The organism is Methanobrevibacter sp., from assembly GCF_017427765.1.
GTDB lineage: Archaea > Methanobacteriota > Methanobacteria > Methanobacteriales > Methanobacteriaceae > Methanocatella.
The window spans coordinates 32,289-45,178 of record NZ_JAFRSC010000014.1 but is presented as its reverse complement, the minus strand read 5'-3'; the positions used below and the strand labels follow the sequence as shown (position 1 = coordinate 45,178).

13 protein-coding genes are annotated in these 12,890 nt (G+C 33.9%); 9 read left to right on the top strand and 4 right to left on the bottom strand.

Going from position 1 to position 12,890, the window contains the following annotated elements; all coding sequences use genetic code 11:
• The first annotated feature begins 30 nt into the window (after positions 1-30).
• On the top strand, positions 31-858 hold the full coding sequence (locus IJL02_RS03330) for a carbon-nitrogen hydrolase family protein (protein ID WP_292809026.1): 828 nt from the start codon (positions 31-33) through the stop codon (positions 856-858).
• On the opposite strand, the gene IJL02_RS03325 is transcribed toward IJL02_RS03330, so the two are convergent.
• Complete coding sequence (locus IJL02_RS03325) at positions 859-1,704, bottom strand: HEAT repeat domain-containing protein (protein ID WP_292809024.1); 846 nt, start codon at positions 1,702-1,704, stop codon at positions 859-861.
• Positions 1,705-1,775: 71 nt separating this feature from the next.
• Positions 1,776-2,546: an SDR family NAD(P)-dependent oxidoreductase gene (locus IJL02_RS03320; RefSeq protein ID WP_292782421.1), complete on the bottom strand. Its 771-nt coding sequence runs from the start codon at positions 2,544-2,546 to the stop codon at positions 1,776-1,778.
• 274 nt (positions 2,547-2,820) lie between these two features.
• Between IJL02_RS03320 and IJL02_RS03315 the strand changes: the two genes are divergently transcribed.
• The 3 genes from IJL02_RS03315 to IJL02_RS03305 are packed head-to-tail and all read left to right on the top strand — an operon-like array spanning position 2,821 to position 6,340.
• The gene (locus tag IJL02_RS03315) at positions 2,821-5,418 is read left to right on the top strand and encodes an ATP-dependent helicase (RefSeq protein WP_292809022.1); all 2,598 of its coding nucleotides are present in this window, start codon (positions 2,821-2,823) and stop codon (positions 5,416-5,418) included.
• A gap of 55 nt (positions 5,419-5,473) precedes the next feature.
• Positions 5,474-5,848, top strand: a complete 375-nt coding sequence (locus IJL02_RS03310; RefSeq protein WP_292809020.1) for a DUF5518 domain-containing protein — start codon at positions 5,474-5,476, stop codon at positions 5,846-5,848.
• Between the two features lie 18 nt (positions 5,849-5,866).
• Positions 5,867-6,340 carry a hypothetical protein gene (locus IJL02_RS03305; RefSeq protein ID WP_292809018.1) on the top strand — a complete coding sequence of 158 codons (474 nt, stop codon included), beginning with the start codon at positions 5,867-5,869 and terminating at the stop codon, positions 6,338-6,340.
• 8 nt (positions 6,341-6,348) lie between these two features.
• Here the strand turns inward: IJL02_RS03305 and IJL02_RS03300 are convergent, their stop codons facing one another.
• Positions 6,349-7,440: a formate--phosphoribosylaminoimidazolecarboxamide ligase gene (locus IJL02_RS03300; protein ID WP_292809016.1), complete on the bottom strand. Its 1,092-nt coding sequence runs from the start codon at positions 7,438-7,440 to the stop codon at positions 6,349-6,351.
• Between the two features lie 117 nt (positions 7,441-7,557).
• On the opposite strand from IJL02_RS03300, the gene IJL02_RS03295 reads away from it, so the two are divergent.
• Both IJL02_RS03295 and IJL02_RS03290 read left to right on the top strand, forming a co-directional pair.
• Positions 7,558-8,088 (top strand): metallophosphoesterase, encoded by a 531-nt coding sequence (locus tag IJL02_RS03295; protein ID WP_292809014.1) that lies wholly within the window; start codon positions 7,558-7,560, stop codon positions 8,086-8,088.
• 1 nt (position 8,089) lies between these two features.
• Positions 8,090-8,722: an RlmE family RNA methyltransferase gene (locus IJL02_RS03290; protein WP_292809012.1), complete on the top strand. Its 633-nt coding sequence runs from the start codon at positions 8,090-8,092 to the stop codon at positions 8,720-8,722.
• Here IJL02_RS03290 and IJL02_RS03285 read toward each other — a convergent pair.
• Positions 8,719-9,138 carry a hypothetical protein gene (locus IJL02_RS03285; RefSeq protein ID WP_292809009.1) on the bottom strand — a complete coding sequence of 140 codons (420 nt, stop codon included), beginning with the start codon at positions 9,136-9,138 and terminating at the stop codon, positions 8,719-8,721. The genes IJL02_RS03290 and IJL02_RS03285 overlap by 4 nt on opposite strands.
• A 129-nt stretch (positions 9,139-9,267) precedes the next feature.
• On the opposite strand from IJL02_RS03285, the gene mcm reads away from it, so the two are divergent.
• The 3 genes from mcm to IJL02_RS03270 all read left to right on the top strand — a co-directional run bounded on the left by mcm (position 9,268) and on the right by IJL02_RS03270 (position 12,886).
• Positions 9,268-11,268 (top strand): minichromosome maintenance protein MCM, encoded by a 2,001-nt coding sequence (gene mcm, locus IJL02_RS03280; protein WP_292809007.1) that lies wholly within the window; start codon positions 9,268-9,270, stop codon positions 11,266-11,268.
• Between the two features lie 135 nt (positions 11,269-11,403).
• Positions 11,404-11,811: a translation initiation factor IF-2 subunit beta gene (locus IJL02_RS03275; protein WP_067040760.1), complete on the top strand. Its 408-nt coding sequence runs from the start codon at positions 11,404-11,406 to the stop codon at positions 11,809-11,811.
• 31 nt (positions 11,812-11,842) lie between these two features.
• Positions 11,843-12,886: a 60S ribosomal export protein NMD3 gene (locus IJL02_RS03270; RefSeq protein ID WP_292809005.1), complete on the top strand. Its 1,044-nt coding sequence runs from the start codon at positions 11,843-11,845 to the stop codon at positions 12,884-12,886.
• The last annotated feature ends 4 nt before the right edge of the window (positions 12,887-12,890 follow it).

Genomic DNA, 12,890 nt, shown 5'->3' with positions numbered 1-12,890 from the left:
CATACTTTTTCTATTTTTTTAAGTGTTAAAATGACTAAAATCAAACTTGCTCTTTGTCAGATGAATGTTGTTGATGATAAAGATGAAAATTTAAAAAAGGCATCTTCAATGATTTCCAAAAGTGTCAATGGAAATGCTGATTTAATTGTTCTTCCAGAAATGTTTAACTGCCCGTATTCTAATGATAAATTTATTGAATATCAGGAAGACGAAACGGACAGCAAAACATTGAATTTAATTTCACAACTAGCCGACAAAAATAATGTTTATATATTGGCAGGCTCAATTCCAGAAAAAGAAAATGAAAAATTATTCAATACATCCTATCTTTTTAACAGAAACGGTGAAATAATCGCCAAACACCGCAAAATGCATCTTTTTGATATTGATGTTAAAGATAAGATTACCTTTAAAGAATCAGACGTATTGACTGCTGGAGATGACTTCACAATCGCACAAACCGAATTTGGAAAAATTGGTATTGGAATTTGTTATGATATCCGTTTTCCGGAACTTGCAAGAGTAATGGTTGAAAATGGTGCATTAATATTGTTTTATCCGGGAGCGTTTAATATGACAACCGGCCCTGCTCATTGGGAGTTGCTTTTCCGCTCAAGAGCTCTCGACAACCAGGTTTTCTGTGTCGGTGTTGCACCAGCTTTAAACAAAAATGCCAGTTACCATAGCTACGGCCATTCAATTATTGCAAATCCATGGGGAGAAATAATTGCTGAAGCAGACCTAAAAGAAGAGTTAACAATATCTGAAATTGATTTAAGTGAAATAAAAAAAATAAGAGAAGAGCTTCCCCTTTTGAAAAATAAAAGGAAAGATCTCTATGAAGTTATTAAAAAATAGCTATTTTAATTTTGCCAATCTTTTAGTGAAGTAATCTACTTTTTTAGTGCCATCAAATACTTCAATAGCAGTTTCAATGACTCTCACTTCATTATCATAGTCATTAGCTTTCCTGTAAAGAACACATAATCTTTTATATGGTGCATCTTTAGTCTGTTTTGATTCAACATATCTTTCGTATTCTTTAATAGCTTTTTGAGGATTGGTTTTTTCCATTTCTTTGATAGTGCTCATTGGAATAACTTTTACAATGGACTTGCCGGAAGCTTTAGCTTTTTGTCTTTTTTCAGCTTTTTTAATCGCTTTATTACAAGATTTTTTAAAGTCCTTATCATCTTCTGATTTTCTTGCTTTTTTAATTAAATCTATTGCTTCATCACTTGCAAGGTCTCCTAATGCCTGAACTGCGGCTAATTTAACACCCCAATCATCATCTTCAAGACATTTTGCAATATTTTCCAATTCATCTTCAGCCTGAAGTTCGCCTAAAGCACGTACAGCAACTTTTCTAACTCCAAAGTCTTCATCATCAAGTGCTTCTACAAAATAAGGAATAACTTTATTATCTTCAGTTTCTTTAAGTGCAAATGCTAAAAATCTTTTATCTTTTCCATCCGCATTTTTAAATTCTTCAATTAATTTATCAACTGCCACATCACCCATGCTTCCTAAGATTTCAGCTGCTTTAAATCTGACTTGCGCATTTTCATCAGTAGTAGCTTTAATTAATGGCTCAATAGCAGATTCATCAGTAATACCCACTAATGATTCTATAGCTTCTTTTCTAATGCTAACATCATCACTTGATAAATTATTAATAGCATCTTCAAAATTTAAATTTGACATAGTAATAAGTTAGATTTTAAGAATATATAAAGATTTAAAAAAAATAGAAAAAAAGAGAAAATAAATTTCTCTTAAATTGCTGTCCATCCACCATCAATACAGATGAGTTGTCCGGTACAGAAACTGGATGCATCAGATGCTAAGTAAATTGCAATACCATCTAATTCACCAGGTTGACCTAAACGGCCAGCAGGACAGTATGCTGCAATAAGATCCATGAATCCATCCATTTCAATAGAATCAACTGTTAATTCTGTTTCAAATACTGCAGGACCAATTGCATTTACGGTAATGTTGTATTTTGCCCATTCGACAGCCAAGTTTTTGGTTAAGTTCATTACTCCACCTTTAGCTGAGGAGTATGCACTGATTCCTCCACCAGGGAAGATTACTCTTGAGTGGATTGAACCGATGTTAATGATTTTACCGTATTCTTGTTCAATCATGATTTCTCCAACAGCTTTACACATGTAGTAAACACCGCTCAAGTCAATGTGAATATGTCTTTCCCATTCTTCATTGGATTGATCAGTAACCATTTTGTTGTTTCCCATACCTGCTGCATTAACTAAGATGTCGATTCTTCCGTAAGCATCCATAACTTTTGCAACAGCTGCAGTGATACTGTCGTAGTCTCCAACATCACATACTGCATACATTACTTCAGTTCCGAATTCTTTTTCAATGTCAGCAACATTTTCTTGAAGTCTTTCTTCTCTTCTTGCGAATAATGCTAGTTTTGCACCTTGGCTTGCGTATGCTTGAGCAATTTGCCAACCAAGACCAGAAGAAGCACCAGTAATAACTGCAACTTTGTCTTTAATATCAAAATAGTTTTTCATGTTTTTTACCACCTAAGGCAATAAGCCTATGTATAAATATATGAAAAACTAAACTATTTAACTATTATTATATATTTTTCTAATGATTATTCAAAATAAATTATAAAAATTCAATTAATATTCAAAAATATGGAATTAAGTGAATAGAATATTTAGTAAAAAATTTCCAAAACATCAAAAATATGGCAGTAAAATTATACCTTTGCGATAAAAAAGCATAAAAATGAAAAAATTATAAAATAAATTTACAATTTGATAAAAATGAGGAGTAAAAATGATTGAAGAACAAACCAAATCCTATTCTAAAAAACAAATTTTCAAAATCCTGCATCCTTGGGTTAGAAAATGGTTTGATTCTCAATTTGAAGATTTTACACCAGCTCAAAAAAAATCAATCATTGATATTCACAAACAGAATAACATCCTGATTTCATCACCAACAGGTTCAGGTAAAACATTAACTGCATTTTTATCAATAATAAGCGAACTTACAGCCCTTGCCAGCGAAGATAAGCTTGAAGATAAAGTTTACTGCATTTACATTTCACCCCTAAAAGCACTGGATAACGATATTGAAAAAAATCTGGAAGAACCCCTCAAAGGAATTGAAAAAATAGCTGGCAGAGATTTGGGAATCAGAAAAGCTGTAAGAACTGGAGACACCTCACAATATCAAAGACAAAAAATGCTTAAAAAACCACCACATATACTAATTACCACACCCGAAACACTGTCAATTCTGCTCGTAGCCCCAAAGTTTAGAGAAAAATTAAGTGGCGTTAAATATGTTATTGTTGATGAAATCCATTCACTTGCAGAAAATAAAAGAGGAGTCCATCTAAGCTTATCACTTGAAAGATTACAGCATTTAATTGGTCAATACACAAGAATAGGCCTTTCAGCAACCGTCAGCCCACTTGAGGAAGTTGCCAAGTTTCTAGTCGGTTATGAATATGGGGTTGGGCGAAACTGCAAAATAGTCAATATTAACTACTTAAAAGAGCTCGATATGGAGGTAATGTGTCCAGTAAGCGATATCGTTCTAGCTGATGAGGAAGACACCAAGCTTGGGATGTATGACTTATTGGATGATTTGATTTGGGAGAACAAAACAACATTAATCTTTACCAATACCCGAAGTGGAACAGAACGCTTTGTTTATAATTTAAAGAAAATGTATCCAACACATTATAACGACAAAAATATAATGGCCCATCACTCTTCCCTTTCAAAAGAGGTTCGTCTGGAAACAGAAAATAAACTTAAAGAAGGAAAACTAAAAGCCGTCGTATCCTCCACATCATTAGAGCTTGGAATTGACATAGGATATATTGACTTAGTTGTTTTGATTAACTCCCCAAAATCAGTTGCAAGGGCACTTCAAAGAATTGGAAGAAGCGGCCACAAATTGCATGAAAAATCAAGAGGAAAAATCATTGTTACAGACCGTGATGATTTGGTGGAATGTTCTGTTTTACTTAAAAATGCAAAAGAAGGAAAAATTGATAAGATTTCAATCCCCACAAACTGTTTAGACGTTCTTGCACAGCATATTTACGGAATGAGTATTGAAAATCCATGGGATATTGATTATGCATTTGACGTGATAAGAAAAAGTTATTGCTATAAAGACCTCACCCGTGACGATTACGAAGATGTTTTAAGCTACATGGCTGGAGAATATCCTGAACTTGAAGAGAGATACGTATATGCAAAGATATGGATAGACTATAAGGAAAATACATTTGGAAAACGTGGAAAACTTGCCAGAATGCTTTATTCAACAAATATCGGAACAATTCCAGATTCATCAGGTGTTTTAGTTAAATGCGATGGTGAAACCGTTGGAAAAATCGAAGAAGTATTTATGGAAAGGCTTAAAAAAGGAGATACCTTCGTATTAGGGGGCAGAACCTACAGATTTAACTATGGAAAAGGAATGACGATTAATGTCACTCCAGCCAGCGGACCACCAACAATACCCTCATGGTTCTCACAGCAGCTCCCATTATCTTTTGACCTTGCAATGGACATTCAAAGATTCAGAGCACATATGGACGTTAAATTCAGGTATTTGAGAAGTAAAGACGAGATAATGGAATTTATTCATGAATATCTGTATGTCGATGATTTTGCGGCAAATTCCATTTATGAATATTTTGTCGAGCAATTCAAGTATGCTCAGATTCCTAGCAATCAGAAACTGTTAATTGAATACTATAAAGGATTTGGAGGCAGACGATTTGTAATATTCCATTCATTATTTGGAAGAAAAGTTAATGATGCACTGTCACGTGCGGTTGCATATGTAGTGGCTCAAAGATACAACATTAATGTTACAATCTCCATTTCGGATAATGGATTTTACTTAAGCTCAGACGGTAAAATTGGAGGCCTTGAAGCGTTTAAAGAATTAACACCGGAAAACTTTGAAAATATTTTAACAAGGTCTCTAAATAAAACCGAAACATTGGCTTCAAGATTCAGACATTGTGCCGGAAGATCCCTCATGACACTTAGACATTATAAAGGAGAATCCAAATCCGTCGGCCGCCAGCAAGTGCGAGGAAAAATATTGCTTAAATTCGTGCAGGACATGGATGATAACTTTTCAATTTTAAAAGAAGCTAGAAGAGAAGCTCTTGAAGATTATATGGATATTAAAAATGCTCTGAAAGTTATTGAAATGATTGACAGAGAAGAAATGGAAATAAAAACAATCAATACAGTTATACCTAGCCCATTTGCATTTAATTTAGTTTCACAAGGTTATCTTGATGTGTTAAATCAAAACGATAAGGGCGAGTTTACAAAAAGAATGCATATGGCAATTCTTGACCAGATTAAAGATAAGTTAAAAGACATCTATTGAAATACAAATATTTATATTAATAAAGTTAAACAATGATTATTAAAGGTGATTATTCATGACCAAATGGAAAGCAGTTATAATTGGTTTTATTTTAGCAGTGATTGTGAAATCATTCTTTGCACATTATGAATTCATCGGATTATTGCTTGTAGGATTTATTACTGGCTATATCGCCCATGATGGGATGTTGGGCGGTTTGTGGAATGCTGCAGTTGCTGGGGCATTAGGTACAATAACCGGTGCGATATTATTCATCATAATTGCAACATTTGGAGGCAGTTTATTCGGAATATTTGGAGGCTTAACCGGCTTTACAATTTCCGGACTTTCTAGTTTAACAGCAATAGTATTTGATTTAATTTATTATGCTATTGTCATGGGAATTACTGGAGCGATAGGAGGAGCAATCGCTTCTAAAAATAGAAATTAATTTTTGGAGATATAATATATGGCAAATTTACCCAATATACAAATTAAACCGTTGGTATTTGGAGCAGCAATAGCTGCAGCATTTATACTATTCGGATGGCAATTTAATGACTGGCTTTACCCATTTTCAGCAATAGGTCTTTTATACGCAGGATATGGGCAAGAAAACATTACAATGGGAACAATAATGGGTGCAGTAGCTTCCACCCCAATCATAATCTTGTTTTTAGATGGATATCTCGGCCAACCTACCGGATTTTTCATAACTGAAAATGGAATAATAGCTATTGCAGCAATAATTATTATTGTAGGAGCGCTTGTTGGTTTTGTCGGTGCTTGGACAAAAAGAAGCCGTGAAAAAGCAAAAGAAGAATATGAGAAAAAACAGAATATCGGCAAAAACAAAACAAAAAAGAAAAAGCAACAGAAAAAAGCTGATGCTCAAAAAACAAAAGAAAAAACAAAATATGTAGATAAAATTTTTAAAAAATAATAACAAAATTATGTTATTATTTTTTCTAATTCATCTCTTTCTATACCGTTTTTAATTTCAAGTGCTATTCTTCTACCCATACTCATTGGTTTACCATAAGTTAAGTATGAGTAAGGAGAACCGTCCATAAATGTGTTAGTACCACCGTCAGTTCTTGCACTGATTTCAAAACAGATTACTTCTAAATTATCATTTACCAAAGTTTGCATACAGAATGGGCCGTTTAAACCTGGTGCAACTAATTTTTTAGCACTTTCAGTCAATTTATCCGCCATGTCAAATACTTGAGGAAGCAATGATTCACGAATTACTGCAGGGTGGTTACCAGTAACAACATAAGAAGGACTTAAATCAATGTCCAGCTGATCTTTTGCAGGCATTCTTACAAAACCATCAATACTGGATTCATATCTGGTATCCATTCCCATCAATTCAACCTTATCATCGAGTGCTGAGTAGAAATAGTGTATACAGTAGTTACAACCTGAAACATACTCTTCAATGTGAGCTGCTTCAACATCACTATCTTCTAACCATCCACGTGCTTTCATAGCATCAATCTTAGCATTAAATTCCTCAGTAGATGAAGCAACAAAGTAACCTCTTCCGCCTCTTGCACCTGGGAACTTAACCATTACAGGCCTGTCAATTTCATCAGGACCATCATATTTAAATGGTATTCTAACGCCACCTTCGACAAGTAATGCTCTTTCTTTGTCTCTTTCAGCTTCCCATCTAAGTACATCCCTATTTCCGAACATAGGAACATTAAATTTATCTTCAACATTATCAAGTCCTGCATATGCAACAAAAGAACCATGAGGTATTACAATAGCATTCATGTCTCTTAATTTTTGCTGCACGTCTTCATTAACAATGTCTTTAAATTCATCAACGATGATGTATTCATCGGCCACATCAAAACGCTGATATGGAACTTCACGTCCTTTTTCACAAACAATAGCTGTTCTAAATCCTTCTTCTTTAGCACCTTGCAGAATATGCAAAGAAGTGTGGCTTCCAAGAGTAGCTAGAGTGATTTCACTTTTGTCATATTTAGCCAAAATGTCCAAAATGTCTTCCTTTTTAACTTCTCCCATTATATCTTCTCCTAAAAGAAATGATAATATAATATATATTTTTCTGAATTTATAAGAGTTTTTATTTAATAAGACAACAAATATTATTAATATTGAATAATTAAGGAAAAGATAAAAATGTTAATCGGATTAATTTCAGACACCCACATTCCAGACAGAGCAAAACAACTGCCTGAAAATGTATTGGACGCATTCAGTGACGTTGATTTAATACTGCATGCAGGGGATTTGACCTCTCTTGAGGTTATTGATGAATTAGAACAAATCGCACCAGTAATGGCAGTTCAGGGAAATATGGATAGAGCAAACGGAATTAATCTCCCTAAAGCAAAAATAGTTGAAGCTGAAGGGTTAAAAATCGGAATTATTCATGGAGAAGTATATCCGAGAGCAGATACCCAGCAATTAGTGTATCTGGCAAAAGAACTTGATGTTGATATTCTAGTCAGTGGACATTCACACCAACCAAAAATAGAAAAAAAAGACGGGGTTTTATTGATTAACCCAGGAAGTCCTATTGTGCCAAGACTTGCAGACAGAACTGTAATGTTACTTGAAGTAAACAACAAAGAGGTTGATGTGGAAATCGTTAAAATCGGAGCACCAGTATGCAGTGCGCTTAATTTTGAATTATACAAGAGGGATTGAAATGGGAAGTAAATGGCAAATGGAAAAGCACAAAGACCCTTATTACAAGAAAGCTAAACAGGAAGATTATCGCTCACGAGCATCATATAAACTTAAACAGTTAGATAAGAAATTTAAAATCATAAAACAGGGAAATACTGTAGTTGACCTTGGAGCTGCTCCAGGAGGATGGTCCCAGGTAGCCTTAGAAAAGGTAGGTGAAGACGGCATTGTCGTTGGAGTTGACTTAAACAGGTTTAAAAGATTTCCTGAAGAAAATTATTATGGAATCAGAGGGGATTTTACAACTCCTGAAGTTCAGGAAAAAATCATGGAAATCATTGGCGGGAAAGCAAAAGTTGTAATGTCAGATGCATCACCGTCACTTTGCGGCATTAAAAATATCGACCAATTAAGATCCATCGATTTAATTAATGTAGTTATTGAAATTGCCGAAAACATCCTGGAAGAAAAAGGCAATCTGGTCATGAAAGTATTTCAGGGCCCTGAATATAAACCTATGCTGGATTCCCTGAAAGGCAAATTCAGACAGGTTAAAACTACAAAACCCGCATCATCACGTAAAAAAAGTTCTGAAATGTATGTGGTGGGACTTGGATATAAACCTAAAAAAAATAAAAAGAAAGAAAATTAGAGTCTATTGTATGCAGCATTAGCATTCTCAAGCTTTTCTTTAGCAAATTGAATCCTACTGTCCACTTCATTAGATGGTTTGTCCGCATCCAAAGCACTTTGAACATTCTGAATGGCAGAATCCGCTCTTGACAGCTCTATTTTTGCATCATTATATGTTTTAATATCGTCTGAACCGCCTGCATAATAGGTAGCTTTAATACTATCAAATTTAACTGACAGATTACTATATGATGCTTTTAACTCAGCAAGCTCATCGTATTGAGTGCCAGAGGATATTTCATTTGTAATGCCTGATGAAACCATACTATATCCTACATAAGCTACAACTATGATTGTTGATATTATCATTATGATTCCAACAACAGAAATTAACATAGAAGTAGATTTAAATAAGTTTAATCTTGATTTCCTCATAATAATCCCAAGTTTAACAAAATAATTTTTATGTAACTATTAAATTTATTAATTTTAATATATATTCTTTACTTATCAAATGCTATAATGCAACAATTTTTAAACTATGAAATATTAATAATATAGATAATGAATTCCACTACTAAATCTCAAACATCAATTAGAAAATTCGAAGAATTTTTCGCAACATCCTCTAAAGATGAGGTATTCGAAATATTAGAAACATATCCCGATGAGAGATCACTTACTGTTGATTACAATCAGTTAGAAATATTTGATCCTGATTTGGCGGATTTGTTAATTGAAAAACCGGAAGAAGTTATTGAAGCTGCACAAATAGCTATTAAAAATATCGACCCTCTTGTTAAAGATGCTGATATTAACATTCGTTTTGAAAATTTATCCAATGTAATTCCTTTAAAAACATTATTGAGTAAATATATTGGAACTTTTGTTGCAGCAGACGGTATCGTGAGAAAAACTGATGAAATAAGACCACGTATTGAAACCGGTGTTTTTGAATGTAGAGGATGTATGAGATTGCATGAAGTGGAGCAAAGTTCTGGAAATAGAATTATTGAACCTTCATTATGTAGTGAATGTGGTGGAAGATCATTTAGACTGCTTCAAGAGGAATCAAAATATATTGATACTCAAACAGCAAGAATGCAGGAACCTTTGGAAAACTTATCCGGAGGAACTGAACCGAAACAAATGTTAATGGTCCTGGAAGATGATTTGGTAGATAAACTAAATCCTGGAGATAAAGTCAGAATTACCGGAACATTGAAAACTTTTAGAGAAGAGAGAAGCGGTAAGTTTAAGAATTATATTTATGTTAATCATATTGAAGCATTAGAGCAAGAATTCGAAGAATTGCAACTTTCCGAAGAAGATGAAGAAAAAATCATCGAATTATCCAAAGACCCTCACATTTACGATAAAATTATCAAATCAACAGCACCTTCAATTAGAGGATACCGAGATGTAAAAGAAGCTATTGCTCTACAGCTCTTTGGAGGGGCTGCAAAACAACTTGAAGATGAAACCAGACTAAGGGGAGATATTCATATTCTTATTGTAGGAGATCCTGGTATCGGTAAATCCCAAATGTTAAAATATGTTTCAAAATTGGCTCCAAGAAGTATTTACACAAGTGGTAAAGGTACAACAGGAGCCGGATTAACAGCAGCTGCAGTTAGAGATGAACTTGGAGGATGGTCTCTTGAAGCAGGTGCTTTAGTGCTTGGAGATCAAGGTAATGTTTGTGTTGACGAGCTCGACAAAATGAGATCAGAAGACCGTTCCGCACTTCACGAAGCATTGGAACAGCAAACTGTAAGTATCGCAAAAGCAGGAATTATGGCTACATTGAATTCCAGATGTTCTGTTCTTGCAGCGGCAAACCCGAAATTCGGAAGATTTGACAGATTCAAAGTACTTGCAGAACAGATTGATTTGCCTTCACCAATTCTATCCCGTTTTGATTTGATTTTCGTTGTTGAAGATAAACCTAGTGTTGAAGGAGATTCAAAATTAGCAGAGCACATTTTGAAAATACACCAATCCAACACTGTAGATTATGAAATTGAACCGGAATTGCTTAGAAAATACATTGCATACGCTCGTAAAAATGTTAACCCTGTTTTAACTGATGAAGCAAATGAAGTTTTAAGAGAATTCTATGTAAGTACAAGAAACAGCAATAAGGAAGAACAAGCTCCCGTTCCAATTACTGCAAGGCAACTTGAAGCTATTATTCGTTTATCTGAAGCAAGCGCTAAAATTAAACTTAAAGATACAGTTGACAGAGAAGACGCTGAAAAAGCCGTAAGGTTGCAGATGGCATGTCTTAAAGAAGTGGGAGTAGACCCTGAAACCGGTGAGATGGATATCGAAGTTATGGAAGGAAGAACTCCAACTTCCGAGAGAGAAAAAATGCAGAGAGTAATGGAAGAAATTGGAATTCTTGAAGAAGAATTCGGAGACCAAGCTCCACTCAACGTTTTAATCACAAACATGGCTGAAAAGTACGATATGAGTGAAGAAAAAGTTGAAGAATTCGTTAGAAACCTAAACCAAAAAGGATTAATTTATATTCCTGCCACAGGATATCTTAAGCGTGCTTAAGATTTCCAAACTATTATTTTTTTAGAAAAATTATAGAAAATAGTTCTACACTATTAAAAAACAACAATACATTAATAAATGATTAAAATCAAATTTAATATATTATACTTATATTAATTTTTTAGGAGATACATCATGGATAAATATGAAGATTTATTAGAAAGAGCAATTGACCAATTACCTCCTGAAGTATTTGAACACAAAAGATTCAAAATTCCTAAAGCTTATTCAGATATCCAAGGTAATAGAACTTTCATTAAAAACTTTAAAGACGTTGCAGAAGGTTTAAACAGAGACCCTCAACACTTATTAAAATTCTTAATGAGAGAGTTAGGTACTGCAGGAAACATTGAAGGTCAAAGAGCAATTTTACAAGGTAAATTTACACACTACCTAATCAATGAAAGAATTGAAGATTATGTTGACAAATATGTAATTTGCCACGAATGCAACAGACCGGATACAAGAATTATCAGAGAAGGTAGAATATTCTTACTCAAATGTGCTGCATGCGGTGCAACAGCACCTTTAAAATCCTTATAATTCTACTTTTTTATTTATTTTTACAGATATTATGTTTTGTCCAGAGTGCGGAAGTACCGATAAGGAAATGGTCGGAGATATTTGTATTGACTGTTTTTTAAAGGAATTTCAAATGATTGAACTTCCAAAACGCATCGAAGTTCAGATATGCAGCCACTGCAACAGTAAACTTGAAGAGGGAAAATGGTCTGAAGAGAATATTCCCGAAGAAGAAATAATCTACAGAGCACTTGAGAGAAATATAAGCATAGCTGATGAAGTTTCAAATGAAATCATTAATTTAGAAATTGATCAAATTAAAGGAACATTAGCTAACTGTTTTGTTGAAGTTACAGGCGAAGTTCATGGAGTGCAAATTGAAGAAACCCATGACTGTGAAGTTAAAATCCAAAAGACCGTTTGTCCAAGTTGCAGCAAAATGCAATCTGGATATTATGAAACTGTAGTTCAATTTAGAGCTGATAAAAGAGAGATAAAACCCGAAGAATATGCCAAAGCTGACGAAGTGGTTGAGAGAACATTAATAAAACAATCCAAAAATGATAAACTGGCATATTGTCCTCAAATAGCTAAACTTAAAGAAGGATACGATTATTATATAGGTTCTTTTAAATCCGGAAAAAAGGTAGCTGAAAGCCTTAAGGAAGAGTTTGGAGGAATTATAAAAGAATCTCCAAGACTTATCAGTGAAGATAAATCCACCGGAAAAGGACTTTACAGAATCTGGATTTCTGTAAGAATTCCCGAATTTGAAACTAATGATTTTATCAAATACGCAGATAAGATTATCCAAGTACACAGCATCAGTAAAAACAGCTTTGTTGGAGTCGATATTTCAACAAATAAAAAGCACAACATCCCTATGAAAAATATGGATGATATTGAACTTGTCAAAAAGGCAGATGAAATAGAAACTACAACAATTATTTCAAAATCCCCAAGCATCATACAAATCTTAGATCCAGGTGATTATTCTGCAGTTGATTTGGAAATGAAAGACGAATTTGCAGACTACAACATTGGAGATGAAATAAAACTTATTAAAATTGATAATTACATTTATTTATTGAATTAAGTGA